This window comes from Achromobacter ruhlandii (assembly GCF_002082135.1).
Taxonomy (GTDB): domain Bacteria; phylum Pseudomonadota; class Gammaproteobacteria; order Burkholderiales; family Burkholderiaceae_B; genus Achromobacter; species Achromobacter ruhlandii.
Map to the genome: position 1 here is coordinate 3,904,973 of NZ_CP017433.1, position 26,161 is coordinate 3,931,133.

Consider the following 26,161-nt stretch of genomic DNA (forward strand, 5'->3'; position numbering starts at 1 on the left):
AAAGGTCAGGACGACATGGTGAAACGCACCAGTCTCGAAGGCGCCGCCTGCCCGGTGGCGCGCGCGCTGGACGCCATCGGCGACTGGTGGTCACTATTGATCGTGCGCGACGCCTTCGACGGCGTGCGCCGCTTCGGCGAATTCCAGAAAAGCCTCGGCGTGGCCAAGAACATCCTCAGCGACCGCCTGCGCACCCTGGTCGCGCACGACATCCTGGCGGCCGTGCCGGCGTCCGACGGCAGCGCCTACCAGGAATACGTGCTGACGGAAAAAGGCCAGGCGCTGTTTCCCGTCATCGTCGGCCTGCGCCAATGGGGCCAAGACCATTACTACGGCCCCGCCGAGCCGCACTCCACACTCATCGACCGCAAGCGCGGCCAGCCGGTGCGGCGCCTGGAGATCCGCGCCCAGGACGGCCGCGTGCTGGCGCCGGACGACACCGTGGTGCGCAAGGTCGGCGCCGACCGCGCCTGACCCTAGCGCCCCCCCGCCATTGGCCGCTCAGGCAGTCGCCGCGCGCGGCGCCCGGCGAGCGGTCCCGCGTCAGGCCGTGGCGGCCTGCGGCCACTGCCCCGTGGCCAACGCGGTCGGCGAATAGCCGCCAAAGCGCCAACGCAGCGCCAGCGCGCCCGGCCTGGCCCGCACCCGCCGCACGTGGACGCGCCACAACCGCTCGGCCCCCGCGAAGGTGGCGATCTCCGGACTGTCCAGGATCACCTCGGCGCGCCCCGACACCTGCAACACGTCGCCGCGCTCGAAATCGATGAACAGCAGCCCGGCGCGCGGATTGAGCACCATGTTGCCCAGCGTATTGAAAAAGCGGTTGCCGGAGAAATCCGGGATCGTCAGCGTGTCGCCGTCGACGCGCACGAACCCCGGCATGCCGCCACGGTGCGAGACGTCGATCCGGCGGCCGGCCTCGTCGGTGTCGGCATAGGTCGCCACGAACAGCGTGTCGGCGCGCGCGATCAGCGCCCGGTCGGCCTCGGCCAGCCCCGCCCGCTCGCGCGCCGCCCCCGGAAAACGCAAGGCCGGCGAGCGCGAGAAATGGAAATCGCGCGCCTGGATGTACTGTGGGCAGTTGCCGAACGACTCGGCCACCGTGACCGCGAAACGCCTGCCGTCCCAGGCGGTGATGCGGCCGTTCATGCGGTTGCGGCGGCGCGTGTGCAGTTCGATGCCCAGCAGGCCCACCGGCTGGTCCGGCCCCAGGCCGGCGCGCAGCGGATCATCGGCATCCGGCAGCGCGGCCACCTGCAGGGTCTGCGGGTCGGGCGACACGGCGAAGCCCGGCTCGCCCTCCAGCACGCCGGCCCAGGGATCGCCCTGGCCATCGACCGCGCCCGCCACCAGGAACGGCAGTTGCGCGAAGAAAGCGCGGTGCTGGTCCGGCATGTACGGCCGGATCACTTTGGCGCCCACCTGCGCCATGCGCTCGGCCATGCCGATATGCGCCTGCAACCGCAGTTCGCCCGCGTGCCAGGGCGTCGCGGGCGCGGCCGCGGCCGGCTGGCCGGTCGCCGTCGTGGCAGCCGTCGAACCGCCGGCCGGCGCGGCGCCAAGCGGACTCGTCGTGGTCGTATTCATGTCAGGCTCCTTGCGCGCGGGCGCTTGCGTTCACGCCGCCCGCAATCCCACGGGAGACGCCACCATCGGCACGAAGCGCGGCAGCGCCTCGATCCGCGCCAGCCAGTCGCGCACCCGCGGATAATCCGCCAGCGACACGTTGCCTTCCGGCGCATGCGCCACGTAGGTGTAGCAGGCCACGTCGGCCAGCGTCGGCGCGGCGCCGGCCAGGTAGCCGGTGGCCGCAAGCTCCCGCTCCATCACCGCCAGCAAGGCATGCGCGCGCGCCAGCGTGGCCGGCACGTCATACGGGGCGCCGAACACCGTCACCAGCCGCGCCGCGGCCGGGCCGGCCGCCAGCGGGCCGGAGGCGGCCGACAGCCAGCGCTGCACCGCCGCCGCGCCCACCGCGTCCTCGGGCAGCCAGGCCTGGCCGTTGTAGCGCTTGCACAGGTACACCAGGATCGCGGTGGAATCGGCCACCACCACACCGTTGTCGTCGATCACCGGCACCTGGCCGAACGCGTTCAGCGCCAGGAACTCGGGCCGCTTCTGCGCGCCGCTGCGCAGATCGACTTCGACATTGCGGTGCGGCACATCCAGCAGCGACAGCATCAGGGCCACGCGGTGCGAATGGCCGGACAGGGGAAAACTGTAGAACGTCAGGGGAGCGGCGGACATGGGGCATCTCGGATAGCGGAAACAGGCCTCCATCTTGAACCGCCCGCGCCCGCCGGGGAACGGCCATGGCGCGCAAGACACCATTGCCGCCAGTGAAAGGATCAAGCCGGCAGGGCCGCCAGGTCGCGGCGCAGCGCGTCGACGCAGAAGTCGACGAAGCTGCGCACCTTGGCCGAACTCTTGCGCCCTTCCGGATACACCACGTGCACCGGCAGCGGCGCCATTTCGTAATCGCGCAGCACCACCTGCAAGGCGCCGCTGGCCAGGTCGCGCGCCACCTGGTAGGACACCACCTGGGTCAGCCCCCAGCCCTCGCAGGCCGCCGCCACCGCGGCCTGGAACGAGGTCACCGTCAACTGCGATGCCAGCGGCAGGCGCCGCGGCTGGCCGTCCTGCAGGAAACGCCATTGCGCGCCGCGCCCTTCCATCGCCGCCGTGATGGTGCAAAAGCGCGCCAGCGCGTCAGGGCTGTCGGGCGTGCCATGGCGTCGCAGGAACTCTGGCGAGGCGCACACCACCCGCCGCACCTGCCCCACCGGCACCGCCGTCAGGGTGGAGTCGGGCAAGGCGCCGATGCGCACCGCCACGTCCACGCCCTCGTCCAGCAGGTTCACCACGCGGTCCACCAGCAGGGCGTTCACCGATACCTCGCGGTGCTGGCGCAGGTAGCCCAGCACCGCCGGCATCACGTGCAGTTCACCGAAGCGCGCCGGCGCGGTGATGTGCAGCGATCCGCGCGGCGCCGCCATCGCCCCGGCGGCGGCGTCGTCGGCCTGCTCCACGGCTTCAAGAATGGCGCGGCAGTCGGCCGCGTAGCGCTGGCCGGCTTCGGTCAGGCGCAGGCTGCGGGTGGTGCGCACCAGCAGCAGCGTGCCCAGCCGGCGCTCCAGCGCCGCGACGCTGCGCGTCACGCTCGGCGCCGACATCGCCAGCCGGCGCGCGGCGGCGGCGAAGCTCTGGGCCTCGGCCACCGCCAGGAAAACAGTCATTTCATGGAATCGGTTCAAGGCGCTCGGCCTCCTCGGAAGGGACGCGCGCCGGCAGGCCCGGCATGGCCGGCAGCGCCGCGACGCTGTCGCGCACGCAGCGCCGCACGATATCGGCCAGGGCCGCGGCCACCGGACCGGGCCGGCCTTGCGCGTGATACAGCGACAGCGACAACGGCGGCAACGACGGCAGGCCCTGCTCGCCCGGCGCCATCACCCGCAACCCGGCGGGCAGCCCCAGCGGCGTGCGCACCATCAGCCCCAGCCCCGCGCTGACCGCCGCCCACAGGCCCGCCAGGCTGGGGCTGATGAATGCCGAGGTCCAGGCGATGCCGGCGCGGTCCAGGGCATCGGTGGCGCGGCTGCGGAACAGGCAGGGCGCCTCGAACGCCACCAGCGGCCAGGCGCCGTCGGCATCGCGCGCCGGGCCCGTCGCGGCCGGACCGATCCAGCACAGCGGCAGTTCAGCCAGCCGCTGGCCATGCGGCCGCGCCGCGTCATGGTCCCAGGCCAGCGCCAGGTCCAGTTCGCCCGCCTCCACGCGTTCGAGCAGCTCGGCATTGCGCGCCACCCTCGCTTCGATCCGCACCTGCGGATGGGCGCGGGCGAACTGGCCCAGCACGCGCGGCAGCAGGATCTCGCCGAAATCCTCCTGCAGCCCCAGGCGCACCCGCCCCTGCAGGCGCGTGCCGCGCACCGCCACCGAAGCCTGATCGTTCAGATCCAGCAGCCGGCGCGCGTACGCCAGCATGGTCTCGCCCGCGTCGGTCAGCGCCAGGCCGCGACCGGCCTTGCGCAGCAGCGGCACGCCGGCCTGTTCCTCGAGTTTTTTCAACTGCGCGCTGACGGCCGAAGTCGAGCGCCCGAGGCGGTCGGCCGCGCGGCCGAAGCTGCCCAGCTCCACCCCCGCGACGAAGCTGCGCAGCACGTCCAGGTCAAAGGTGACAGGCCTGATCATCCTGTTTTTCAAAACCTTTAATTAAAAATTTCCCGATTTTCAGAATGATGTTACGGGCGCAGACTTTGCCGCGTCAATCCCATCTGGAACCGTCATGTCCCTGCCCGCCTCCGTGCTTTCCGCCCCAACCCCTGCCGCGCGCCCCGCCCACCGCTGGAAGGTGCTGTCGGTGGGGGTGGTCGCCAATGCTGCCTTCTCCGCGGCGGCGGCCGGCCTGCCCGCCACCGCCGTCTTCCTGCGCGCGGACTATCAACTGGACAACGACGCCCTGGGCCTGGCGCTCGGCGTGCTCGGCCTGGGCGTGGCGTTGTTCGAGCTGCCCTGGGGCCTGCTGGCCGACCGCTGGGGCGACCGGCCGGTGCTGCTGGGCGGCCTGGGCGCGACGGCCGCGGCGCTGGCCTGGATGAGTCTGTTCGCCGCGCCGGCCCACGGCGTCGCGCCCGCCTTGTGGCTGCTGGCGCTGGGCCTGCTGCTGGTGGGCGTGATGGGCGGCAGCGTCAACGGCGCCAGCGGTCGCGCGGTGATGGCGTGGTTCGACGAAGGCGAGCGCGGCCTGGCGATGAGCATCCGCCAGACCGCCGTGCCGCTGGGCGGCGGACTGGGCGCGCTGGTGCTGCCCTGGCTGGCGTCGCGGGCCGGTTTCGGCGCGGTCTTCGGCCTGCTGGCCGGCCTGTGCGCGGGCGCCGCGCTGCTGACGCTGGGATGGCTGCGCGAGCCGGATCGGGCGCACCCCGCCACGGCGGCCGGCTCCACCGCCGCCTCCCACGCCGGCGACAACACCCCGACAACCTCCCCGCGCTCCCGAGCCGCAACCCACACGCCGATCGCCGCCGCGTCGAGCCCCCTGCGCGACGCCAGGGTATGGCGCGCGGCGGTGGCGATCGGCCTGCTCTGCTGCCCGCAATTCGCGGTGCTGACGTTCGCCACCGTATTCCTGCATGACTTCAGCGGCGCCGGCATCGCCACGCTGACCGCCGTGATGGTGGCGGTGCAACTGGGCGCCATGGTGGCGCGCATCGCCAGCGGCCGCTGGACCGACCGCCACGGCAATCGCCGCGCCTACCTGCGCGGCTGCGTCTGGCTGGGCTGTGCGTTGTTCGTGGCGCTGGCGGCCGCGGCCTGGCTCCAGGGCGCGGTCCCCGGCAACCGCGCGGCGCTGCTGGCCGTGCCCGTGCTGCTGGCCGCCGCCGGCATCTGCGCCTCGGCCTGGCACGGCGTGGCCTACACCGAACTGGTCACGCTGGCCGGCGCCGCCCGCGCCGGCACCGCGCTGGGGCTGGCCAACACCTGCGGCTACCTGGGATTGTTCCTGACGCCGCTGGCGCTGCCGCGGCTGGTGGCGGCCACGTCCTGGCCGCTGGCCTGGCTGGCCGCCGGCGGCGCCATGCTGGCAATCTTGCCGCTGTTGCCGCGACCGGCACGGCCGTGAATGCGCGTCGACCGGCACGCATCGACCAACGCCGCCGCTAGTCCTTGAATTCCTGCCGCAGCCACGCCAGGAACGCCTTGACCGGCGGATGGCGCTCGCGCCCCGGCGCGCACAGCGCGGTGTAGGCCGCGCCGGCCACGCTGACCTCGGGACGCAGCGGCACCAGCGTGCCGGCCGCGACACTATCCGAAACCATGACCGAACTGGCCAGCACCAGTCCCTGCCCCGCGATGGCCGCCTGCAACGCGTAGTGCTCTTCCGCATAGGCGTGCAGCGCCGCCGGTTTGCGCCAGGCCGGCAGCCCGGCCGCCTCGCACCACTGCAGCCAGCCCTCGTCATACAGCGCCGAATCGCGCCAACGCACGGTCACCAGCGCGGGGCGCGCCCGCCGCGCCTGCGCCACCACCGCGGGCGCGCCGTAGACCCCGAACCGCTCCTGCAGCGTGCACGACGCGTGCAGCAGGGGATAGCGCTGGCGGCTGTAGCGGATCGCCACGTCGACGCTGGCGTCCTGCAGCAGGTCGATCGTCTCGGCCTGCGCCTGCAGGCGCAATTGGTACTGCGGATAGGCCTGGTAGAAGCGGCCCAGCCGCGGCACCAGCCAGAGCGCCGCGAACGAATGCGTGGTGGACAGCGTCAGCGCGCCGGCCGCGCTGGCCGGCCGCAGCGCATCCAGCGTCTGGGCGATGTCCAACAAGGCGCCGTGCGCGCTGGCGAACAGCCGCGCGCCGGCGTCGGTCAGGCGCACGCCCTGCGGCACCCGGTCGAACAAGGCCACGCCGGCGTGGCGCTCCAGCGCCTTGATCTGATGCGAAACCGCCGTGGGCGTCACGGCCAGCTCGGCCGCGGCCGCCTTGAAGCTGCGCAAGCGCGCGGCGGCCTCGAAGGCGCGCAGGGCGGTGACCGGCAGGGAAGCAAACATGGCGTGCCATCCAGATGAATTCAACTCATCTTAGCCAAGAAATCCTCGTTTGTCCCGATACGCGCCGCTGCGTAAATTTTGCTTTGTATCTTCCCTTTTCGTTTCGTTCATCGAGGCATCCAAACATGAATCCAGCTCATCAATCCAAGCGCCTGCTGATCCTGGCCGGCAGCCCTCGCCGCGACGGCAACAGCGCCGCGCTCGGTGCCGCGGCGCAACGCGGCGCGCAGGCCGCCGGCAGCCACGCCAGCCTGCTGTTCCTGGAGGACTACATCAAGGGTTTCCTGCCGGACCTGCGCCATGCCTCGGCGCCGGACGACCGCTACGCCGAGCTGTTCCTGGAACACTTCCTGCCCGCCGACGGCGTGCTGTTCTGCACCCCGCTCTACTGGTACGGCATGTCGGCGCAGACCAAGGCATTCTTCGACCGCTCGTTCACGCATTACGCCGGCACCGGCCCCGAACCCGAGGCGGTCAAGGCGCGTATGGCCGGCAAGCGCCTGGCCCTGGCGGTGGCGTCCGAGGAAACCTATCCCGGCGCGATCCTGGGCGTGGTGCACCAGGTGCAGGAATTCGCGCGCTACACCCACACCGATTTCGTCGGGGTGGTTCACGGCGCCGGCAACAGCCGCGGCGAGATCGCGGCGGATCCCCGCAATCCGTTGCTGGCGGCCGAAACGCTGGGCGCGGAGTTCTTCACGCGGAAATACTCGGACTATCGGCTAGAGACGCCACGCAGTCACAACGTATGGGCGTCGCCCCCGCCAGCCGCCGCTCCCCGCGGCTGAGCCAGCCCAGGGCGATCGGCCACAGCGTGTCGCGAAAGCGGTCATGGAAAAAAGCGAAATGGCCGATCGCGTCCAACCCCAGCGAGGCCGGCGCCAGGCGCAGGTGAGTGCGGGCGCTGCCGGTGAAATACGCCAGCAGCCGGGCGATGGCGGCCTCGGTGCCGAATTCGTCATCGGTGACGCTGAGCGCCAGAATCGGGGCGGTCACCGCCGCCATCGCGGCGACGCGGCGATCCGGCCCGCCGCGCCCCTCGAAGCGCGCGCCCATGAAACTCCAGTCACGCACCACCCCGCGCGGCGTGTCCTCCAGCCAGCCCAGCCGACGCCCGGGGAAGTAACCCAGGCAGGCGGCCAGCAGCGGCATCACCACATGCCACTTGGCAAGCATGCGCAGGCGCTGGCCGGCGGCGTAATCGCGCCAGTAGGCATATTGCGCCCCCATGGTGAAAATCCGCCGCAACCCGCTGGCCGACGGCGCCAGCCCGGTGACGAAGCCGCCGATGCTGTGCGCCACCACGTCCACCGGCTGGCCCGGAAAATGGTGGCGCACATACCCCAGCACCGCCTCGAAATCCTTTTCGCCCCAATCCATCCAGGACGCCCGGAAACCGCGCAGCGACGCCGGACGCGACTCGCCGATGCCGCGATAGTCGTAGGTCAGCACATCGAAACCGTGTTGGTGCAGGTAGGCCGCGAAGCGCGCGTAATAGCGGCAGCGCACCGAGGTGGCGGCATTGATGACCACCACCGGACGCGGGCCGGCCGGATCGGGGTCGGCGTGGCGCCACACGTAGCCTCCCAGCGGCACGCCGTCCGCGGCGCGCAGCGTGATGCGTTGCGAGTCCATCTTCACATTCCCATGAATCAATCAATACGGCATCAACGGACGCCACATGAAGCGATTAAATCCGGTAAAAACTCCTGATTCAACCGATCATTCATCGCTCATTACATGATCTATAGGAATGTCATTCGGCCGGTTTGCGGGCCGCCGATCGACGCAGCACGCCGGGCGGACTGCCATAGACCTGCTTGAACACCCGCGTCAGGTGCGCCTGGTCGGCAAAGCCCACCGCCAGCGCCGCCTCCGCCAGCGGCAGCCCGCCGCGCAGCAGCGCGCGGGCGCGCGCCACCCGCCAATTGCGCAGCCAGGCCTGCGGCGGCAGACCGTAGCGGCGCGCGAACTGCTTGACCAGGGTGCTGCGGTGGCGGCCATCGGCCCGCGCCAGCGCCTCCAGGTCGGGCGCGCAGGCGGGATCGGCCCGCATCCTTTGCCACAGCAGTTCGCACACGTCGGCGCCATCTCGCGCCGCCTCGGCGGGCGCTCGCCCATGCGCCGCCAACAGCCGGAACAGCGCCGCCGACAGGTCGCCGCGGCGCGCCGCGTCATCGGTATGGTCAGGCGCCAGCGCGGCCAGCCATTGCGCGCACAGGGACGCGTCGCGAATCACCGGCCCGGGCAGGTCCAATCCGCCCTCGCGCAGCGCCAGGGCGTGCTGCTGGAACCAGGCCGGCTCGATGTACGCCATGCGGTAGGCGAGCAGGCCGGCCGACGTGCCGCCGGTATGCACCTGGCCCGGCGCGATCACCACCAGATCGCCCTCGCCCGCCTCGAAGGGGCGGCCGTGCACCGTGAAGGCGCAGCGCCCGCGCGCGATGGCGCCGATCGACCAGGCGTCGTGGAAATGCGCATCGTACCGGTAGGCGCGCAGGTCGGCGATCAGCACATCGCCGGGCAGGCCGGCGCCGCAATGCCAGATATGTTGGGAAACCGCCATCGGAAAACCGCCAGTGAAAAACGCTCGGGCGCGGCCTCGGCAAGCCCGGCCACTGGCGACAGGCTACCCGAAATAGTCCCCTTCCGCGGCCAGCGACCGCGCCAGCAGCCACGCATTGCGCGGATGCTCGCCCACCCGCCGGACCGCATAGGGCCACCAGTCCGCCCCGAATGGCAGGTACACCCGGACGGCGTAGCCCAGGCGCCGCAGCGCCAATTGCCAATCGGGCCGCACGCCATAGAGCATCTCGAACTCGAACTCGTCCGCCCCCCACCCGCGCTCGCGCGCCAAGGCCATGATGGCGCCGGCCAGGCGGTCGTCATGGGTGCCGAAGACCGGAAGGAAGCCGGCCGCGCGCGCCTGGGGCGACAGCATGATGGCGGCCGCGTCCAGATAGGCCTGGTCGATATGGGCGCGGCCGGCATGATCCAGCGCGCGTTCCGGGAACGCCCCCTTGACCAGCCGCAGCGAGGTGCGCTGGCCGATGGCCCAGGCCAGGTCGACCGGCGTGCGGCGCCGGCGCGCCTGCAGCGTCAGGCCGGCGGGCAGTCCGGCGCCCAGCAGTTCCGCGTGCAAGGCGCAGGTGCGTTCGCGCAGGCCCGAGTCCTCCATGTCCAGCACCACCCAGTCGCGCCCGCCACCCGCGGCCTGGCGCGCCGCCGCCGCGATGCGCCGGGCATTGCCGCGCCCCAGCGCATCGTCGCGCATGTAGCCAATGGCGGTGGGATCGATCGACACGTGCACGTCCAGCCCCGCCCGGCCCAGCGCGGCGCAGGCCTGCATGGCCTGTTGCGTGTTGTGTTCGATCGCCGCCGGGTCGGCCACGTATTCGCCCAGGTAGAACAGCGAAGCGCGGATGCCGTGCGCCTCGCGCAGCCGCGCGGCGGTGCGCACCGCCGCCTCGACATCGGCGCCGCCGACAAAGCGGCGCGCCAGCGAGGTGCGCGCGGCCAATGCGCGCATGGCGCGCCCGGCACCCGGGCTGCGCGCCAGGGCGATGGCGGTTTTCTGGAAAAGACTCATGGGCTCTCCGTTCAAAGAGAGCCACTATGCGGCGCCGGCCTCGTCCCGTCTTGAACGGGAGTGAACCGCGCCGGCGCGCGTCACGCCTTGCCGGCAGCCAGCGCGGCGGCCCGGGCGCGGCCGAACAGCGGCCGCTGCACCGTCTGCGCCAGCAGCACGCCCAGCAAGGTCACCGCGCCGCCCAGCAAGTGGTAGGAATGCAGCTGCTCGCGCAGCAACACGAATGCGGCCAGCGCGGTGAACAACGGCAGCAGGTTGATGAAGATGCTGCAGCGGTTCGGCCCCAGGCGGTGCACGCCCTCGATCCACAGGAACGACAGCAGCACCGAAGAGAAAATGCCGGCATACAGGATCAGCGGAATCGTCTTCATGTCCAGCGCCGCCTGCGCGGCCGGCACCCGCAGGTACAGCGGCAGCATGTACAGCAGCGCGAAAATCGACTGCACGAAGGTCGACTGCCACGCCGGCAGCGGCACTTTCCAGTGGCGCAGCAGCACGCCGTACAGCGCGTAGGAAAACGCCGCCATCAGCATCAGGCCGTCGCCCACGTGGATGCCGTGCTGAAACACGCTCAGCATCTCGCCCTGCCCCACCAGGTACAGCAGGCCCAGGAATGACAGCGCCCCGCCGGCCGCCATGCCCAGGGTCAGCGGATCGCGCAGGATGACCACGCTCAGCAGCATGCTCAGCAGCGGGATCAACGCGGTCAGGATCGCCATGTTGGTGGCGGTGGTGGTCTCGGCGGCGCGGTACGACAGCGCCTGGAACAGCGCCGACGACAGTCCGCCGTACAGCGCCAGCTTGGGCCAGTGGCGCAGGATCACATGGCGGTTGCGCCAGGCCGGCACGGCCGTGAACAGGCCCATGATCGCCAGCGCCAGGATCAGCCGGTAGAACGTGATGGCGGTGGGCGAAATGGCGCTGGCCGCCATCTTCGAGACGATGACATTGCCCGCCCAGAACAGAATGGCGAACAATGGAAACAGGTAGGACATGATGGGTTCACTCGCGGAAGGGGATTCGGCTCTCCGCCGCGGCGCGCGGCGCCGCGCAGGTGGCGGATGACCGGTATCCTATTGAGCGTGCGAGCGCCCGTCTGCCGATGAACAGGCAGGGACTATCTTGAAATGGACATTCCCGAGGCCGCCATATCCCAGGCCGTCGTGGGCGGCGAATGCATGCCTGGGGAGCAGAGACCCAGGCAGCGGAGGTCCGGGAAATACCGGCCCGCGAAGTGCCGGCCCGCGAAGCGCAGCCCCCCGCGGCGCAGCCCCACCCTCAGGGTCTGAACGGCAGCGGATCCAGCGGCGTATCCAGCCCCCCCATCTGCGCCGTCAGCAGCGCCGCGCTGCCGCAGGCCAGGGTGAAGCCAAGCGCGCCCTGGCCGATGTTCAGCCACAGGTTGTCGGCGGCGGAACTGCGTCCGATCAGCGGCTTGCCGGTGGGCGTGGCCGGACGCAACCCGGCCCAGGGAATCGCCTGCGCCAGGTCCAGCGCCGGAAACGCCTCGCGCACCTGGCGCTTGAGCAGCGCGATGCGAGCCGGATCGATGTCGGCATTGGCGCTGCCGATGTCCACCATGGCCGCGATCCGCAGCACCCCGCCGACCCGCGCATAGACGATGCGGCGCTCGTAGTCGGTGACGCTGATGCGCGGCGCCACGGTATCGTCGTCCGCCAGCGGCACGGTCAGGCTGTAGCCCTTGAGCGGATACAGCGGCACATCGTGGCCCAGCGGTCGCAGCAAGGCGCGCGTGCCGATGCCCGTGGCCAGCACCACCGCGTCCGCGCCAATGTCGCCGTCCTGGGCGCGCACCGCGACGATGCGCCTGCCCTCGCGCTGCAGGCCGGCGACGGGATTGGACATGGCGCACTGCACGTTGGGCAGCGCTTGCAGCCGCTCGAACAGCGCCTGCGTGAATTGGCGGCAGTCGCCCGCCTCTTCGCTCGGGGTGTAGATGGCGCCGGCCAGGCTGGCGCCCATGCCGGCCAGCGCCGGCTCGCGCTGCAACGTCTGGGCGGCGTCCAGCACCTGCTGCTCGGCGCCGTGGGCCGCCTGGTAGGCGACCAGCGCGCGCGCCTTGTCCAGCAGGGCCGCGCTGCGGTAGGCGATCAGCTTGCCGTTGCGCAGATGGCCGAATTCCAGGTTTTCCTGTTCCAGCAAGGCATGCATGGCGTCGCGGCTGAGAAACGACAGCGCCTGCAATTGCGCGGTGGACTCGCGCGCCACCGAGGCGCGGCAGGCCAGCGCGAAGCGCAGGCACCAGCGCCACTGGTGCGGGTCCATTCGCGGCCGGAAACGCAGCGGCGAATCCTCGCGCAGCAGCCAGCCCGGCACGCTCGGCAACACGCCCGGCCCCGCCAGCGGCGCGACGTAGCTGTAGCTGAGCTGGCCGCCGTTGGCGTAGCTGGAAACCTCGGCCGGATGGGCGTGGCTGTCGACCAACACGACGTCATGGCCCTGGCGCGCCAGGAAGTAAGCGGAGGTCACGCCCACCACGCCGGCACCGATTACGCAAACGCGCATACCCTGCTTCCAAATAAGAAAATGGCAACGGTCTTATTCTGAAGCGGGGGACGGATGACCGCAAATCACCAAAACCCCAGCACCCATAACCCGGCCTCATGGTCCCCGTCCGGACGACCGACTTGGACCACCAGCCCCGCGCAACCGGCGCGGGCGATCGGCGCGGGAATCAGGCGGCGCGATGCAGCCTGATGATGGCCGCGGCGGTCGGATCGCGCACCAGGTCCGCCAGGGTATAGCCATTGAGCGCGTCGTAGAACGCCTGCAGGGTCTGCGCCAGCACCCCAGCCAGGCGGCAGGCGCCGTCCAGCGCACAGGGCGGCTCGCCGCAGTCGATCAGCGGGCCCTGCTGTTCCAGTTCGCGCACCAGGTCGCCCAGCCGGTACTCGGCGGCCGGGCGCGCCAGCGCCAGGCCGCCGCCCTTGCCGCGCGCCGTGCTGACCCAGCCGCGCTGCGACATGAAGTGCACCACCTTGACCAGGTGGTTGCGCGACAGGTCGAAGCGCGTGGCGATCTCCGGAATGGTGACCGCCGCGGGCCGGTCGCGGCACTGCGTCAGGTACATCAGGACGCGCAGGCCGAAGTCGGTGAATCGGGTCAGTTGCATGGGCGCCAGGATACACCGGTCAGGCCGGCGCGCCGCCGCTGCCGAAGGCCTCGGCGTGAATGCGGTCCGGCGCCACGCCCAGCTCCAAAAGCGTTTCGCGCTGCGCCCGCATGAAACCGGACGGGCCGCACAGGTAGTAATCGGCATCCGGCACGATGGCCTCGTCGCGGATGGCGCGCAGGTCGACCCGGCCATGATGGTCGTAGTCGCGGCCCGGGCGGTCGCCGCCGCCGACTTCCTCGTAGAACACCGCCTTGCGCACGTTGCCGCGGCTCGCGACGATGGCATTGACGTGGTCTTTCATGGCGTGCACCGCCTGGCTGCGACAGCCATGCACGAAGCGGATCTGGCGCGGATCGTCGGTCGCCACCAGATGATTCAGGATCGACACCATGGGCGTCAGCCCAACCCCGCCGCTCAGCAGCACCACCGGCGCGGCGCTGTCTTGGCGCAGGTGGAAGTCGCCCTGCGGCGGCGCCACATCCAGCACGCCGCCTTCCTCCAGGCGCTCGTGCAGCGCATTGGACACGCGTCCGGCTGGCCCGTGCGCGCCGCCCGCTTCGCGCTTGACCGAGATCCGCAGGCGGTCCTGGCCCGGCGCGTCCGACAGGCTGTACTGACGCGGCTGCATCAGGCCCAGCTCCGGCACGTACACGCGCACCGACACATACTGGCCGGGGAGATAGGCCGGCACCGCGCCGCCATCGGCCGGCGCCAGGTAGAACGAGGTGATCTCGGCGCTTTCGGGCTGCTTGCCGACCACGCGGAAGGCGCGCCAGCCAGTCCAGCCGCCCGGCTTGGCGGCCGAATCCCGGTACAGCCGGGCCTCTTCGGCGATCAGCATGTCGGCCAGCTGGCCATAGGCGGCGGCCCAGGCATCCACCAGGGCGTCGGTGGCGGCCTCGCCCAGCACCTCGCGGATCGACGCCAAGAGATGCTTGCCCACGATCGGATAGTGCTCGGGGCGAATGCCCAGGCTGACGTGCTTGTGGACAATGCGGGTCACCACCGGCGCCAGCACCGAGGGATTGTCGATGTGTTCGGCATAGGCCGCGACCGCGCCGGCCAGCGCCTGCTGCTGTTCGCCGCCCGCCTGGTGGCCCTGGTTGAACACGTGCTTGAGTTCCGGATTGTGCTGGAACATGCGGGTGTAGAAGTGGCGGGTCAGGGCCACGCCATGGGTTTTCAGGACCGGGGCCGTGGCCTTGACCATGGCGCGGATTTGCGGGCTCAACATCGACTGCTCCTTGTGCTGCGGACGGCGCCGGCGCCATCCCTTTTTTAAACATGCATTAATAATACATGTTTAAGTGCGGCGCACAAAACCATCCTTGCCCTCAACCGGCCTGCCCCGTCCATTCGCCCAGCAGGCGGCGCGCTGGCCAGGCACATCCCGCCGCCGCGCGCCAGCCGATGCGGACCGGCGCCGGGTCCGCGCCGCGCCAGGCCGCCGCCATCACCCAGTCGCCGCCGAGCCCCCAGCACATCGCCTGCCAGCGGCCCGCCGGCGGACGCAGCGCCAGCCGGCCCGAGGCCGCCGGCGCCAGGCCGATCGACGCCATGTCCGCCGGAAAATCCAGCCCGGCCGCCTTGACGAAGGCTTCCTTGAGTGTCCACAACATATAGAACCGCTCCAGCCGCGCGGCCGTATCGGCGGCCTGCGCCAGCCAGGCCCGTTCCGGTTCGCTGCAGACCCAGGCGGCCAGCGCGGCGGTATCGCGCGCCCGCACCCGCTCCAGGTCCACGCCCACGGCCCAGTCCCGCGGCGCCTGGGCGCACAGGGCGTGGCCGCCACTATGGCTGAGCGACAGGGCATGGGCCGGGTGCGCGTCCGCCCGCACCCGCTGCAGCAAGGCGCGGCTGACCTGCCAGTCATCGCGCGCCTTGGCCGAGCGCAGCGCCGACGCGCGTCGCGCGTCCGCCGCCGAAAGCAGATCTGGCTGATAATCAGCGGCCGCGCCTTGGTCTGCCCACCACAAGGAAAGTTCCCCAGGAATCACGGCTTCACGTCACAATTTGGTAAAACAAAATGTAAAATATCGGGCGTTTTCACTGCTTTAGTAACGTCTAAAAACAATTAATGAATTTGCGATCAGTGTAAGATCGCGCGCTATGCTGACCTTTTCCATTGCGCAATGGCAGGGTTGGACATCGGGTATGCAAGACGCGAGCAGCTGGTCGTACTGGGCTGAACATCCTTATTGTCCCGTTGGAGAACCCAGCCCGCCGCGCCTCGAATTCCTGCCCCCGATGCAGCGCCGCCGCCTCAGCCCGATGGCGCGCGCGGTGTTCGAATGCGCCTGGCCGGTCGCCCAAGGCCAGCCGCCCATGCCGCTGGTCTACGCCTCGCGCCATGGCGAAACCACCCGCAATTTCGACCTGCTGCAATCGCTGGCCGCCGGCGAACCGCTGTCGCCCACCGCGTTCGGCCTGTCGGTGCACAACGCCCTGGCCGGCCAGTGGTCGATCATACGCCGCGAAACCACCGAATCGATCGCGCTCTCGGCCGAGGACGACGGTCTGGAGCACGCCTTCCTGGAAGCGGGGCTGCTGCTGGCCGACGGCCACGACAACGTGCTGGTGGTGCTGGCCGAGGAGCGGCCGCCCGCGCCCTACTCGCCCTGGATCGACGACGTGCCCTTTTCCTACGCGGCGGCGTTCCGCCTGCGCGCCGGCGCCGACTGGCGGCTCGAGGCCTCCCCTGGCGCCGGCGCCGCGCCGCGGCCCTGGCCCAACGCGCTGAACCTGTTGCGTCACCTGAACCTGCAAACGCCCAGCTGGCGGCATGCCAACCACGCCCGCCAATGGCTCTGGACCCGCTCGGCATGACCCCTTCCAGCACCCACTCCGCCGCCCCCCCGCCCCGCCAGGATTTCTGGCTGTGGCGCCTGGTCGCCACCGGCATGGCCTTCACCATGTTCGGCGTCGGCGGGCTGCTGCTGCGCCTGCTGGTGTTCCCGCCGCAGCGCCTGATTCCCGGCAATGCCGCCGACCGCCAGCGCCGCGCGCGCTGGGCGCTGAACCGCACCTTCCGCTTCTTCATCCGCTTCATGGTGCGCGTCGGCATCCTCACGGTGGATTTCAAGGGCGCCGAACGCCTGGGCCGGCCCGGCCAGATGATCCTGGCCAACCACCCGTCACTGCTGGACGTGGTGTTCCTGGTGGGCCACGTCAAGAACGCCAACTGCATCGTCAAGCACGGCCTGGCGCGCAATCCGTTCACGCGCGGGCCGGTCAGCAACGCCGGCTACATCACCAACGACGAAAGCTTCGACATGTTCGATCGCGCCGCCGACGTGCTGCGCAACGGCGAAACCCTGATCGTGTTCCCGGAAGGCACGCGCACCCCCCAGGACAGCCTGCCGCGCTTTCATCGCGGCGCCTGCGCCATTGCGCTGCGCGGCGCCCGGGTGGTGACCCCGGTGGTCATCCGCATGAACCCGCGCAGCCTGACCAAAGGCGAGCCCTGGTACCGCATTCCGCCGTGCCGCATGCGCTACGTGATCCAGGTCGGCGAGGACATCGATCCCGCCACATGGTCCAATGCGCACCCGCTGCCGATTGCCGGCCGCCGCATGAACGATTACCTGCATGCCTATTTCGATGCCGAGCTGACGCGCCACGCGCCGGCCGGCGCCCCGGCGCCCGCCGCCGGCCCCGACAACGAACAAGCGCGAATCGCGCCGCAAGTGGAGTCCAAGCTGGATGAATCAACTGGAAACTGAGCTCAAGACGCTCGTCATCGAATCCCTGGGCCTGGAAGACATCGCCCCCGACGACATCGATCGCGAGGCCAGCCTGTTCGGCGACGGACTGGGCCTGGACTCGGTCGACGCCCTGGAACTCGGCCTGGCGCTGCAAAAGCGCTATGGCATCGCCATCGACCCCGAAACGCGCAACATGCGCGAGCACTTCGCCAGCATCGCCAACCTGGCCGAATTCGTCGCGGCCCAGCGCCGCAACTGAGGCAATGGAGTTGACCATGCAGACCCGCGATGAAATCTTCAATACGCTGCGCGACACGCTGAGCGAATTGTTCGAGATCGAGCCCGAACGCATCACCCCCGAGGCCAACCTCTACACCGACCTGGAAATCGACAGCATCGACGCCATCGACCTGATCGACCACGTGCGCCGCCAAACCGGGCGCAAGCTCGACGCCAACGATTTCCGCAGCGTGCGCACCGTCGAAGACGTGGTGCAGGCCATGTGCCAGAAGCAGCAGGACGCCGGCGCATGAAACGCGGCCTGGCGCCCGCGCTGGCCGTGGCCGGCCTGGCCTACCCCTTCGTCGTGTACGCGACGCTGGGCCGGGTCAGCGCGGCCTGGCTGGCGCTGCCGCTGGCCGTGCTGTGGCTGGCCCGCGGGCTGGCCCGCGGGCTGGCCGGCCGCGACACGCAGCCCGGCGCGCGCCTGCTGCCGCTGGCCGCGGTGGCGTTCTGCCTGGTGCTTGCTGTCTCCAATTCAAGCGAGTGGCTGCGCTGGTACCCCGTGATGGTCAACGCCATGCTGCTGGCCATCTTCGGCGCCAGCCTGCGGCGCGGCCGCCCCGTGGTCGAACGGCTGGCGCGCCTGCGCCACCCCGACCTGCCGGCCGCCGGCGTGCGCTACACGCGCAACGTCACGCGCGTCTGGTGCGGCTTCTTCGCCGTCAACGGCGCCGTCGCGGCGGCGCTGGCCGCGTGGGGCCCCTGGAGCTGGTGGACCGCCTACAACGGCGCCATCAGCTACGCGCTGATGGGCCTGTTGATGGGCGGCGAATGGCTGCTGCGGCCGGCCGCGGCAAAGGCGGCCTGAGCGGTGACCTGGACAGACCTGACGCATCTGCTGCTGCCGCGCGCCGCGAGCGCCAACGACGCGCCCGTCGCCGTCGAGCCCGCGCTGGCGCACGCCGATTTCGCCGCGCACTGCCTGGCCGCCGCCGGCGCGCTCCAGGCGCGCGCCACTCGCCGCGCCGCGCTCTGGTTCGACGACGCCGCCGCGCTCGCCATCGCCCTGTTTGCCTGCTGGCGCGCCGGCGTGACCGCGATCCTGCCAGGCGACGCGCGCCCCGACACCTGCGCCCTGCTCGACGCCGACGTCGACGCCTGGCTCTCCGACACCGACCTGCCGCCCACCGCCCGCCCGCGCTGGCGCCTGGAAGCGCTGCGCGACGCGCCGCCGCTGGCGCCCGCGGCGCTCGATCCGGACCAGGCGCTGGTGCTGTGCACATCCGGCTCCAGCGGCACGCCCAAGCGCATCGCCAAGCGCTGGGGCCAATTGGCGCGCGAGGTCCAGGCCCTGCAGGCGCAATGGCCCGACGCCACCGGCCCGGTGCTGGGCAGCGTCTCGGCCCAACACATGTACGGCCTGCCCTTCCGCGTGCTGTGGCCGCTGTGCGCCGGCCGTGCGCTCGACCGGCGCCAGCGGCTCTACCCCGAAGACTTGCAGCAGGCCAGCCTGCGCCATCCGGCCTTCACCTGGATCGCCAGCCCGGCGCTGCTGCGCCGCCTGGGCGACCGGCTGGACTGGGCGCAACTGCGCGGCAGGCTCGGCCGCATCTATTCATCGGGCGGCGCGCTGCCGCCCGACGTGTCCGACGCCATCGCGCGCCAGCTCGGCCTGCGCCCCACCGAGATCTACGGCAGTTCCGAGACCGGCGCCGTGGCCTGGCGCGGCGGGGCCGACCCGTGGCAACCCCTGCCCGGCGTGACGGTCGGCCTGGACGCGCACGGCGCGCTGCGGGTGGATTCGCCCTGGGTCGAGGCCGCCGACGCGCAGACCGCCGACGGCGCCGAGCTGTCCGGCGGCCGCTTCCAGTTGCTGGGCCGGCAGGACCGCATCGTCAAGATCGAGGAAAAGCGCATCGCGCTGCCCATGCTGGAACAGGCGCTGGCGCGCCATGCCCATGTGGCCGAGGCCCGCGTCGGCCGCGCCGCCGGCGCCACCCGCCTGACCGCGCTGGTGGCGCTGAACCCCGCCGGCCTGCACGCGCTGCGCAACCAGGGCCGGCGCGCCGTGGTGGATGCGCTGCGCCAGCACCTGGCGGCCGGCTTCGAATCGCTGGCGATTCCGCGCGGCTGGCGGCTGGCGCGGCAGTTGCCCTGGAACAGCCAGGGCAAGATGACCCAGGCCGATTTCGAGGCGGCCGCCGGCCCGCGCCCGCTGCAGCCCATGGCCGAACCGCTGCCGGCCGCCGGCGCCGACGAGCGCCGCTACCGCATGGAAATCCCGTGCGACCTGGCCTATTTCGGCGGCCATTTCCCCACCGCCCCGGTGGTGCCCGGCGTGGCGCAGATCGGCTGGGCGCTGGCGCTGGCGCAACGCGACCTGCTGCCCGACCTGCGCTTTGCCGGCATGGAGGCGCTGAAGTTCCAGCGCCTGCTGCGTCCCGGCGACGTGGCCGAACTGGCGCTGCGCTGGGATGCCGGCAAGCGCAAGCTGTATTTCACCTACACCCTCGGTGAGGCGCCCTGCTCATCCGGACGCGTGCTGCACGGAGACCGCCATGACGCCGCATAGGCTGTGCGCGGTCATCCCCGTCTACAACCACGGCGCCACCGTGGCCGCGGTGCATGCGCGGCTGGCGGCCCTGGGCCTGCCCTGCGTGCTGGTCGACGACGGCTCGGCCGCGGATTGCGCCGCCGTCCTGGACAGGCTGGCGGCGCTGCCGCATACGCACCTGGTGCGCCGCGCCGCCAACGGCGGCAAGGGCGCGGCGGTGCAGGACGGGCTGCGCGCCGCGCGCGACCTGGGCTACAGCCACGCGCTGCAGGTGGACGCCGACGGCCAGCATGCCCTGGATGACGCCGCCAGCTTCGCGCAGGCCTCGCGGGCGCGGCCCGACGCGGTCATCTGCGGCGCGCCGCTATACGGCGACGACGTGCCGCGCAGCCGCCTCTACGGCCGCTGGCTGACGCGCGTGTGGGTCTGGATCAACACCCTGTCGCTCGACATTCCGGACGCCATGTGCGGCTTCCGCGTCTATCCGCTCGCCCCCGTGCTGCGGGTGATCGACGCCACGCAGGTCGGCCGCCGCATGGACTTCGACATCGCCATCCTGGTGCGCCTGCACTGGCGCGGCGTGCCCATGGCCTGGCTGCCCACGCGCGTGGTCTACCCGGAAGGCGGCGTCTCGCACTTCAAGGCCCTGCGCGACAACCTGCTGATCAGCCGCATGCACGCGCGCCTGTTCTTCGGCATGCTGGCGCGCTCGCCGGCGCTGTTGCTGCGCCGCCTCACCGCTGGCGGGCGCCCATGAGCGCGGCCGACTCCCACTGGGCCGACCAACCCGAACGCGGCAGCCCCGTGCTGATGCGACTGACCGCCTGGGCCGCGCGCCGGGTCGGCCGCCGCGCGGTGGCGCCGGTGGTGTGGCTGGTGGTCCTGTACTTCTATGCGTTCGGCCCGCGCGCCCGCCGCGCCATCGGCGCCTACCAGCGCCGCCTGGCGCGCGCCGGCGGCCCGGCCACGCCGCTGCCGCGCTCGTTCCCGGTCTACCGCCAATACCTGGCATTCGCGCAGGCGTTGCTGGACAAGCTCGACGTCTGGCAGGGCAAGATCACGCTGGCGGACCTGGACATCCACGATCCCGACGGCCTGCACGCGCAGATGGGCAGCGGCCGCGGCCAGATCCTGGTGGGCTCGCACCTCGGCAATATCGAGGTCTGCCGGGCGCTGGCGGAGCAATCCGGCCTGCTCAAGCTGAATGTGCTGGTGCACACCAAGCACGCGGCGCAGTTCGGCCGCCTGCTCGACGAGGCCGGCGGCGGCCTGCGCATGATCCAGGTCAGCGAACTGGATGCCGGCGTCATGCTCGACCTGGCCCAGCGCCTGGAGCGCGGCGAATGGCTGGCCATCGCCGGCGACCGCGTGCCGCTCAAGGGCGACCGCAGCACCGAGGTGGCGCTGCTGGGCGACCCCGCGCCGCTGCCGCAAGGCCCATGGCTGCTGGCCGGCCTGCTGCGCTGCCCGGTCAATCTGCTGTTCTGCACCCGCCACGGCAAGCGCTATCGCGTGTCGATGGAACGCCTGAGCGACGGCATCGAATGGAGCCGCGCCACACGCCAGGCGCAGATCGCGCAATGGACACAGCGCTACGCCGACCGCCTGGGCGCGCACTGCCGCCAGGCGCCGCTGCAATGGTTCAACTTCTACCCTTTCTGGAAAGACGATGCGTAAACGCGGCGCGCTTGGCGCGCAAGTCGAGATCCGCGTGCCCTTCTACGACGTCGATTCGATCAACGTCGTCTGGCACGGCCACTACGTCAAATACCTCGAAGAAGCCCGCTGCGCGCTGCTCGACAGCCTGGGCTATGGCTATGACGCAATGCGCGCCAGCGGCTATGTCTGGCCGGTGATCGACCTGCAACTGCGCTACGCGCAGGCGGCGCAGTTCGGCCAGCGCCTGGTGGTGCGCGCCGAGCTGGTCGAATGGGAAAACCGCCTCAAGATCAATTACCTGATCCGCGAGGCCGCCAGCGGCCAGCGCCTGACGCGGGCCAGTTCCGTGCAAGTGGCGGTCTGCATGCGCACCCGCGAGATGCAGCTGGCTTCGCCGGCCGTCCTGCTGGACGCGGTCCGGCGCAAGCTCGATGCCCCGGAGGACGCCGCGTGAGACGCCTGCTGATCTGCCTGGCCCTGGCCGTCCTGCCCTGGAGCGCGCGGGCCTTCAACCTCGATGACCTGCAACAGCAACTGCGCGCCACGCCGATCGTGCGCGGCCATTTCGTGCAGCAGAAATTCCTGCGCTCGCTGCCGCAGCCGCTGACCAGCCGCGGCGACTTCACCCTGGCCGCCGGCCGCGGCCTGCTGTGGCTGCTGCGCAGCCCCATCGCCCAGGACCTGCGCATCAGCGCCGACGGCATCGCCCGCCGCGGCCCCGATGGCGCCTGGCAGGCGCTGCCGCAGCACAGCGGCGCCGGCCGCGAGAACCGCCTGTTCCTGTCGGTGCTGGCCGGCGACACCAGCGGCCTGCGCGAGAACTTCGACCTGAGCCTGTCGGGCGGCCCGGACGCCTGGCAGCTGACGCTGCTGCCGCGCTCGGTGCTGCTGCGCCAGATCTTCGAGAACATCCAGATCAACGGCGGCAGGCTGGTGGACCGTATCGAACTGCGCGAAGTCCAGGGCGACCGCAGCGTGCTGCAGATGGTCGATGCCGCCTCGGCCGACGCCCTGACGCCCGAGGAGCAGCGTGCCTTCGCCGACTGAACGCTGGCTGCCACGGCTGTTCAAGCTGGGGCTGCTGCTGTTGCTGGGCCTGGGCGCCTGGCAGTGCCGCGACGGCTGGCCGGTATCGGCCAACCTGATGGAGCTGGTGCCGCAGGCCCGGACCGACGCCACCCGCCAACTGGCCGAAGCGCGCATCCAGGAGCCGCTGAGCCGCCAGCTGGTGGCGCTGGTCGCCGCGCCCGCCGGCGGCGATAGCGCGGCCGCCGCGCGCCTGCTGGCCCAGCGCTGGCAGCACAGCGGCCTGTTCGCCACGGCGCAGGTCGACGTCGACGTCGACGTCGACCTGGCCGACCTGCGCGCCCGGCTGCTGGCCAACCGCCTCGCCTTGCTGCCGGCGGCGCAGCGCCAGCAGTTGCTCGATGACCCCGCCGCCTACGCCCAACGCCGCGCCCGCGAACTGGTCGACCCTTTCTCCTCTTCCAGCGTGGTGCCGGTCGACCAGGACTTGCTTGGCCTGGCGCGGCTGGCTGAACAGGCGCTGCGGCCCGGCGGCGCGGTGCAGTACGACATGGGCACCGGCACGTTGGTGGCCGAGGGCGCGGGCCGCTCCTGGGTGCTGGTGCGCGCCACCACCCGCGATGACGCCTTCGACAGCGACGCGCCGGCGCGCGTGGCCGCGCAGATCGACGCCGATCGCCGGGCCCTGGCCGCCAGCGGCGCGGACCTGCTGGTGGCCGGCGGCGCCCTCTACGCGGCGGCAGGCCGCGCCCAGGCGGTCGCCGAGAGCGGCTGGATCGGCGGAATCGCCATGGCTGGCATCGTGCTGGTGCTGCTCCTGGCGCTGCGCCGCTGGCGCGCGCTGCTGGCGCTGGCGCCAGTGGCCGTGGGCCTTCTGGCCGGCACGGTCGCCTGCGTCGCGGTGTTCGGCTCCATCCACGTGCTGACGCTGGTGATCGGCGCCAGCCTGATCGGCGTCGCGGTCGACTTTCCGATGCACTGGCTGGGCAAGAGTTACGGCATGCCGGACTGGCGCGCCTGGCCCGCCCTGCGCCGCGTGCTGCCGGGCCTGACCATCAGCCTGGCGGCCAGCCTGGTCGGCTACGTGGCGCTGGCGTTCACGCCCTTCCCCGCCCTGACACAGACAGCGGTGTTCTCCGCCGCTGGCCTGCTCGGCGCCTATGCCTGCACCGTCTGCCAGTTGCCGGCCTGGATGGAACATTTCCGTCCACGCCCGTGGCCGCCGCTGCTGCGATTCGCCGAGGCCGCGCTGCGCGCCCGCGAGCGTCTGGCCGGCCGCCGCGCCCTGCTGGCGGTCGGCGCCGTGCTGCTGGCGGCCATCACCGCCGGCGGCATCGGCCGCCTCGGCATCCAGGACGACCTGCGCCAATGGCTGAGCCTGCCGGCGCCGCTATTGCAACAGGCGCGCCAGATCGGCGAGATCACCGGTTTCATGCCGACCAGCCAGTTCTTCCTGGTGCGCGCACCGGACCCGGACGAACTGCTGCGCCGCCAGGCACAGGTCAGCCAGGCGTTGGACGCCCAGGTCGCCGCGGGCAAACTGCAGGCCTATAACGCCCTGAGCCAGCGCGTGACGCCGCAGGCCGACCAGCGCGCCCTGGCGGCGGCGCTCGGCACGCTGGCCGATTGCCCCGAGGCCTGGCGCGCCATGACCGACATCGGCCTGCCGTTCGACGCGCTGCGCCAGGAACTGCGCGCGCTGGCGGCCCTGCCGCCCGTCACCCTCGACGCCGCCATGCAGGGACAGGCCGGCGAGCGCTGGCGTCCGCTGTGGCTGGGCCAGCGCGACGGCGAGGCCGCCGGCATGATCACGCTGCTGGGCCTGCGCGACCCCGCCGCCCTGGCCGCCATCGCCCAGGCCGCGCCCGGCGTCACGCTGGTCGACCGCAGCGGCGAGCTGAACCGCATGTTCAGCGCCACGCGCGTCGAAGCCGCCGAACTCAAGCTGCTGTCATATCTGGTGGCGGCGGCGCTGCTGTGCCTGACGCTGGGACGCGCCGCCGCCTGGCGCATTCTGGCGGTGCCGCTGGCGGCCACCGCGTGCAGCCTGGCGGCGCTGGGCTACCTGGGCCAGCCGCTGACCCTGTTCAGCCTGTTCGGCCTGTTGCTGGTCTCGGCCATCGGCGTGGACTACGCCATCTTCATGTATGAGCGGGTCGCCGGCGCGGCCGCCAGCCTGGTGGGCATCGTGCTGGGCGCGCTCACCACCCTGCTGTCTTTCGGCCTGCTGGCCGTCAGCCAGACGCCGGCCATCGCCAACTTTGGCCTGGCGGTGGCGCTGGGCGTGGGCTTTTCCCTGTTGTGGGCGCCGTGGATCCGGCCGCCCCGCCAGGCCTGATTTTTTGTCTTGCCATTGATCAATACGAGGAAGCATCCAGCATGGAACATCGGGAAGTCGTCGTCATCGGAGCGGGCCCGGCCGGAGCCGTCGCCGCCGCGCTACTCAAGCGCCAGGGGCACGATGTGCTGGTGCTGGAACGGCAGCAGTTCCCGCGCTTCTCGATCGGCGAAAGCCTGCTGGCCCATTGCCTGGAATTCATCGAAGAGGCCGGCATGATGCCGGCTGTGCGGGCCGCCGGCTTCCAGACCAAGAACGGCGCCGCCTTCGCGCGCGGCGACCAATACACCTACTTCGACTTCCGCGACAAGTTCAGCCCCGGCCCCGGCAGCACCTTCCAGGTGCAGCGCGCCCGCTTCGACAAGGTGCTGGCCGACGACGCCGCGCGTCAGGGGGTGGAGGTGCGCTACCAGCAGGAAGTCATCGCCGCCGATTTCACCGGCGCGGATGGCCCCTTGCTCACGGTGCGCGGCCCGCAGGGCCAGCCCTACCAGGTGCGCGGCAGGTTCGTGCTGGACGCCAGCGGCTATGGCCGCGTGCTGGCGCGCCTGCTCGACCTGGAACGGCCGTCGTCGATGCCGCCGCGCAAGGCCATCTTCACCCACATCGAGGACCGCATCGACGATGCCGGCTTCGACCGCGACAAGATCCTGATCAGCGTGCACCCCGAGCAGAGCGGCATCTGGTACTGGCTGATTCCGTTCTCCAATGGCCGCAGCTCGTTCGGCGTGGTCGGCGGCCAGGACCTGTTCGGCGGCGCCGACGAAGACCTGATGACCACCCTGCGCGCCATGGCCGACGCCGCTCCCAACCTCAAGCGGGTGCTGCGCAACGCCGTCTGGGACACGCCGGCCAACACCATCGGCGGCTACTCCGCCAGCGTCACGCGGCTGCACGGGCCGGGCTACGCGCTGCTCGGCAACGCCGCCGAATTCCTGGACCCGGTGTTCTCGTCCGGCGTCACCATCGCGCTGCGCTCGTCCAAGCTGGCCGCCGACGCCCTGCACCGGCAGCTGAGCGGCGAAGCGGTCGACTGGCAACGCGATTTCGCCGACCCGCTGATGGTTGGCGTGGAAACCTTCCGCGCCTATGTGCAGGGCTGGTATAGCGGGGAATTCCAGGATGTGGTTTTCTACCAGAACGCCCAGCCGGAGATCCGCCGCATGATCAGTTCGATCCTGGCCGGCTACGCCTGGGACACCGACAACCCCTTCGTGGCCAGCCCGCAGCGCCGCCTGCGCATGCTGAGCGAACTGTGCCGCGCGCCAGCCGCCCAGGCGCAACCGGCCCGATGAGCCGCTCATGATGCCCGTCCTGCCCTCGCTCCCGCCCGCCCTGCGCGCCGCCTGCGCCGCGCTGGCGCTGGCCGTGCTGGCCGGATGCGCCAGCGC

At 71.3% G+C, this 26,161-nt stretch carries 28 protein-coding genes; 15 read left to right on the plus strand and 13 right to left on the minus strand.

From position 1 onward, the window contains the following. Positions 1-15: 15 nt before the first annotated feature. Entirely contained in the window at positions 16-474 is a 459-nt protein-coding gene (locus AruCF_RS17550) for a winged helix-turn-helix transcriptional regulator (protein WP_049077948.1), read from the plus strand. Positions 475-543: 69 nt separating this feature from the next. On the opposite strand, the gene AruCF_RS17555 is transcribed toward AruCF_RS17550, so the two are convergent. The 4 genes from AruCF_RS17555 to AruCF_RS17570 form a co-directional block, all read right to left on the minus strand. After that, on the minus strand, positions 544-1,587 hold the full coding sequence (locus AruCF_RS17555; RefSeq protein WP_235432675.1) for a pyridoxamine 5'-phosphate oxidase family protein: 1,044 nt from the start codon (positions 1,585-1,587) through the stop codon (positions 544-546). Between the two features lie 30 nt (positions 1,588-1,617). Then, positions 1,618-2,247 carry a glutathione S-transferase family protein gene (locus AruCF_RS17560; protein ID WP_020927112.1) on the minus strand — a complete coding sequence of 210 codons (630 nt, stop codon included), beginning with the start codon at positions 2,245-2,247 and terminating at the stop codon, positions 1,618-1,620. Positions 2,248-2,348: 101 nt separating this feature from the next. Continuing rightward, a complete protein-coding gene (locus AruCF_RS17565; RefSeq protein WP_080977455.1) occupies positions 2,349-3,236 on the minus strand; it encodes a LysR family transcriptional regulator in 888 nt (295 codons plus the stop codon). A gap of 1 nt (position 3,237) precedes the next feature. Next, entirely contained in the window at positions 3,238-4,188 is a 951-nt protein-coding gene (locus AruCF_RS17570) for a LysR substrate-binding domain-containing protein (RefSeq protein ID WP_049077952.1), read from the minus strand. Positions 4,189-4,291: 103 nt separating this feature from the next. On the opposite strand from AruCF_RS17570, the gene AruCF_RS17575 reads away from it, so the two are divergent. Further along, positions 4,292-5,620, plus strand: coding sequence for an MFS transporter (locus AruCF_RS17575; protein ID WP_372364239.1), 1,329 nt, complete (start codon positions 4,292-4,294; stop codon positions 5,618-5,620). Positions 5,621-5,657: 37 nt separating this feature from the next. Here AruCF_RS17575 and AruCF_RS17580 read toward each other — a convergent pair whose 3' ends face one another. Next, the gene (locus tag AruCF_RS17580; RefSeq protein ID WP_049074862.1) at positions 5,658-6,542 is read right to left on the minus strand and encodes a LysR substrate-binding domain-containing protein; all 885 of its coding nucleotides are present in this window, start codon (positions 6,540-6,542) and stop codon (positions 5,658-5,660) included. 125 nt (positions 6,543-6,667) lie between these two features. On the opposite strand from AruCF_RS17580, the gene AruCF_RS17585 reads away from it, so the two are divergent. Then, the gene (locus AruCF_RS17585; RefSeq protein WP_049074864.1) at positions 6,668-7,330 is read left to right on the plus strand and encodes a flavodoxin family protein; all 663 of its coding nucleotides are present in this window, start codon (positions 6,668-6,670) and stop codon (positions 7,328-7,330) included. Here the strand turns inward: AruCF_RS17585 and AruCF_RS17590 are convergent. The 8 genes from AruCF_RS17590 to AruCF_RS17625 form a co-directional block, all read right to left on the minus strand. Beyond that, a complete protein-coding gene (locus AruCF_RS17590; protein ID WP_049074866.1) occupies positions 7,239-8,177 on the minus strand; it encodes an alpha/beta hydrolase family protein in 939 nt (312 codons plus the stop codon). The two genes, AruCF_RS17585 and AruCF_RS17590, sit on opposite strands and share 92 nt — an antisense overlap. Positions 8,178-8,298: 121 nt before the next feature. Then, entirely contained in the window at positions 8,299-9,108 is an 810-nt protein-coding gene (locus AruCF_RS17595; protein ID WP_049074868.1) for a helix-turn-helix transcriptional regulator, read from the minus strand. 63 nt (positions 9,109-9,171) lie between these two features. Further along, positions 9,172-10,131, minus strand: a complete 960-nt coding sequence (locus tag AruCF_RS17600; protein ID WP_049074869.1) for a proline dehydrogenase family protein — start codon at positions 10,129-10,131, stop codon at positions 9,172-9,174. A gap of 80 nt (positions 10,132-10,211) precedes the next feature. Next, entirely contained in the window at positions 10,212-11,126 is a 915-nt protein-coding gene (locus AruCF_RS17605; protein ID WP_049074872.1) for a DMT family transporter, read from the minus strand. 283 nt (positions 11,127-11,409) lie between these two features. After that, positions 11,410-12,657, minus strand: coding sequence for a D-amino acid dehydrogenase (locus AruCF_RS17610; RefSeq protein ID WP_049074874.1), 1,248 nt, complete (start codon positions 12,655-12,657; stop codon positions 11,410-11,412). A gap of 169 nt (positions 12,658-12,826) precedes the next feature. Then, on the minus strand, positions 12,827-13,264 hold the full coding sequence (locus AruCF_RS17615; protein ID WP_049074876.1) for an Rrf2 family transcriptional regulator: 438 nt from the start codon (positions 13,262-13,264) through the stop codon (positions 12,827-12,829). 19 nt (positions 13,265-13,283) lie between these two features. Then, entirely contained in the window at positions 13,284-14,501 is a 1,218-nt protein-coding gene (gene hmpA / locus AruCF_RS17620) for an NO-inducible flavohemoprotein (RefSeq protein ID WP_049074878.1), read from the minus strand. Between the two features lie 100 nt (positions 14,502-14,601). After that, positions 14,602-15,243: a 4'-phosphopantetheinyl transferase family protein gene (locus tag AruCF_RS17625; protein ID WP_235432676.1), complete on the minus strand. Its 642-nt coding sequence runs from the start codon at positions 15,241-15,243 to the stop codon at positions 14,602-14,604. 178 nt (positions 15,244-15,421) lie between these two features. Here AruCF_RS17625 and AruCF_RS17630 point away from each other — a divergent pair, with 178 nt between their 5' ends. From AruCF_RS17630 to AruCF_RS17685, 12 genes are read left to right on the plus strand one after another with little or no spacing between them, the layout of a single operon-like run. Beyond that, a complete protein-coding gene (locus AruCF_RS17630; protein WP_235432677.1) occupies positions 15,422-16,093 on the plus strand; it encodes a beta-ketoacyl synthase chain length factor in 672 nt (223 codons plus the stop codon). Further along, entirely contained in the window at positions 16,090-16,989 is a 900-nt protein-coding gene (locus tag AruCF_RS17635) for a lysophospholipid acyltransferase family protein (RefSeq protein WP_049077954.1), read from the plus strand. The genes AruCF_RS17630 and AruCF_RS17635 overlap by 4 nt, the downstream gene beginning before the upstream one ends. Further along, positions 16,970-17,230, plus strand: coding sequence for a phosphopantetheine-binding protein (locus AruCF_RS17640; protein ID WP_049074885.1), 261 nt, complete (start codon positions 16,970-16,972; stop codon positions 17,228-17,230). The genes AruCF_RS17635 and AruCF_RS17640 overlap by 20 nt, the downstream gene beginning before the upstream one ends. 16 nt (positions 17,231-17,246) lie before the next feature. Continuing rightward, positions 17,247-17,504 (plus strand): acyl carrier protein, encoded by a 258-nt coding sequence (locus AruCF_RS17645; protein ID WP_049077956.1) that lies wholly within the window; start codon positions 17,247-17,249, stop codon positions 17,502-17,504. Beyond that, entirely contained in the window at positions 17,501-18,061 is a 561-nt protein-coding gene (locus tag AruCF_RS17650) for a COG4648 family protein (RefSeq protein WP_083036818.1), read from the plus strand. The genes AruCF_RS17645 and AruCF_RS17650 overlap by 4 nt, the downstream gene beginning before the upstream one ends. Positions 18,062-18,064: 3 nt before the next feature. Further along, positions 18,065-19,765: an ApeI family dehydratase gene (locus AruCF_RS17655; RefSeq protein WP_080977457.1), complete on the plus strand. Its 1,701-nt coding sequence runs from the start codon at positions 18,065-18,067 to the stop codon at positions 19,763-19,765. Next, positions 19,752-20,504: a glycosyltransferase family 2 protein gene (locus AruCF_RS17660; RefSeq protein ID WP_049074889.1), complete on the plus strand. Its 753-nt coding sequence runs from the start codon at positions 19,752-19,754 to the stop codon at positions 20,502-20,504. Before AruCF_RS17655 ends, AruCF_RS17660 begins: the two co-directional genes overlap by 14 nt. Next, positions 20,501-21,424 (plus strand): lysophospholipid acyltransferase family protein, encoded by a 924-nt coding sequence (locus AruCF_RS17665; RefSeq protein WP_049074892.1) that lies wholly within the window; start codon positions 20,501-20,503, stop codon positions 21,422-21,424. The genes AruCF_RS17660 and AruCF_RS17665 overlap by 4 nt, the downstream gene beginning before the upstream one ends. Beyond that, the gene (locus AruCF_RS17670; protein WP_049074894.1) at positions 21,417-21,860 is read left to right on the plus strand and encodes an acyl-CoA thioesterase; all 444 of its coding nucleotides are present in this window, start codon (positions 21,417-21,419) and stop codon (positions 21,858-21,860) included. Before AruCF_RS17665 ends, AruCF_RS17670 begins: the two co-directional genes overlap by 8 nt. Continuing rightward, positions 21,857-22,453: a LolA family protein gene (locus AruCF_RS17675; RefSeq protein ID WP_049074897.1), complete on the plus strand. Its 597-nt coding sequence runs from the start codon at positions 21,857-21,859 to the stop codon at positions 22,451-22,453. The genes AruCF_RS17670 and AruCF_RS17675 overlap by 4 nt, the downstream gene beginning before the upstream one ends. Next, positions 22,437-24,770 carry an MMPL family transporter gene (locus AruCF_RS17680; RefSeq protein ID WP_083036819.1) on the plus strand — a complete coding sequence of 778 codons (2,334 nt, stop codon included), beginning with the start codon at positions 22,437-22,439 and terminating at the stop codon, positions 24,768-24,770. The genes AruCF_RS17675 and AruCF_RS17680 overlap by 17 nt, the downstream gene beginning before the upstream one ends. Positions 24,771-24,811: 41 nt before the next feature. Further along, positions 24,812-26,065, plus strand: coding sequence for an NAD(P)/FAD-dependent oxidoreductase (locus AruCF_RS17685; RefSeq protein WP_049077960.1), 1,254 nt, complete (start codon positions 24,812-24,814; stop codon positions 26,063-26,065). Positions 26,066-26,161 lie beyond the last annotated feature (96 nt).

Excerpts from the sequence above, each read along its gene's own strand:
- AruCF_RS17550 (WP_049077948.1), top strand. The coding sequence starts at position 16 with ATGGTGAAACGCACCAGTCTCGAAGGCGCCGCCTGCCCGGTGGCGCGC.
- AruCF_RS17555 (WP_235432675.1), bottom strand. The coding sequence starts at position 1,587 with ATGAATACGACCACGACGAGTCCGCTTGGCGCCGCGCCGGCCGGCGGT.
- AruCF_RS17560 (WP_020927112.1), bottom strand. The coding sequence starts at position 2,247 with ATGTCCGCCGCTCCCCTGACGTTCTACAGTTTTCCCCTGTCCGGCCAT.
- AruCF_RS17565 (WP_080977455.1), bottom strand. The coding sequence starts at position 3,236 with ATGACTGTTTTCCTGGCGGTGGCCGAGGCCCAGAGCTTCGCCGCCGCC.
- AruCF_RS17580 (WP_049074862.1), bottom strand. The coding sequence starts at position 6,542 with ATGTTTGCTTCCCTGCCGGTCACCGCCCTGCGCGCCTTCGAGGCCGCC.
- AruCF_RS17585 (WP_049074864.1), top strand. The coding sequence starts at position 6,668 with ATGAATCCAGCTCATCAATCCAAGCGCCTGCTGATCCTGGCCGGCAGC.
- AruCF_RS17590 (WP_049074866.1), bottom strand. The coding sequence starts at position 8,177 with ATGGACTCGCAACGCATCACGCTGCGCGCCGCGGACGGCGTGCCGCTG.
- AruCF_RS17595 (WP_049074868.1), bottom strand. The coding sequence starts at position 9,108 with ATGGCGGTTTCCCAACATATCTGGCATTGCGGCGCCGGCCTGCCCGGC.
- AruCF_RS17600 (WP_049074869.1), bottom strand. The coding sequence starts at position 10,131 with ATGAGTCTTTTCCAGAAAACCGCCATCGCCCTGGCGCGCAGCCCGGGT.
- AruCF_RS17605 (WP_049074872.1), bottom strand. The coding sequence starts at position 11,126 with ATGTCCTACCTGTTTCCATTGTTCGCCATTCTGTTCTGGGCGGGCAAT.
- AruCF_RS17610 (WP_049074874.1), bottom strand. The coding sequence starts at position 12,657 with ATGCGCGTTTGCGTAATCGGTGCCGGCGTGGTGGGCGTGACCTCCGCT.
- AruCF_RS17615 (WP_049074876.1), bottom strand. The coding sequence starts at position 13,264 with ATGCAACTGACCCGATTCACCGACTTCGGCCTGCGCGTCCTGATGTAC.
- hmpA (WP_049074878.1), bottom strand. The coding sequence starts at position 14,501 with ATGTTGAGCCCGCAAATCCGCGCCATGGTCAAGGCCACGGCCCCGGTC.
- AruCF_RS17630 (WP_235432677.1), top strand. The coding sequence starts at position 15,422 with ATGCAAGACGCGAGCAGCTGGTCGTACTGGGCTGAACATCCTTATTGT.
- AruCF_RS17635 (WP_049077954.1), top strand. The coding sequence starts at position 16,090 with ATGACCCCTTCCAGCACCCACTCCGCCGCCCCCCCGCCCCGCCAGGAT.
- AruCF_RS17640 (WP_049074885.1), top strand. The coding sequence starts at position 16,970 with ATGAATCAACTGGAAACTGAGCTCAAGACGCTCGTCATCGAATCCCTG.
- AruCF_RS17645 (WP_049077956.1), top strand. The coding sequence starts at position 17,247 with ATGCAGACCCGCGATGAAATCTTCAATACGCTGCGCGACACGCTGAGC.
- AruCF_RS17650 (WP_083036818.1), top strand. The coding sequence starts at position 17,501 with ATGAAACGCGGCCTGGCGCCCGCGCTGGCCGTGGCCGGCCTGGCCTAC.
- AruCF_RS17660 (WP_049074889.1), top strand. The coding sequence starts at position 19,752 with ATGACGCCGCATAGGCTGTGCGCGGTCATCCCCGTCTACAACCACGGC.
- AruCF_RS17665 (WP_049074892.1), top strand. The coding sequence starts at position 20,501 with ATGAGCGCGGCCGACTCCCACTGGGCCGACCAACCCGAACGCGGCAGC.
- AruCF_RS17670 (WP_049074894.1), top strand. The coding sequence starts at position 21,417 with ATGCGTAAACGCGGCGCGCTTGGCGCGCAAGTCGAGATCCGCGTGCCC.
- AruCF_RS17685 (WP_049077960.1), top strand. The coding sequence starts at position 24,812 with ATGGAACATCGGGAAGTCGTCGTCATCGGAGCGGGCCCGGCCGGAGCC.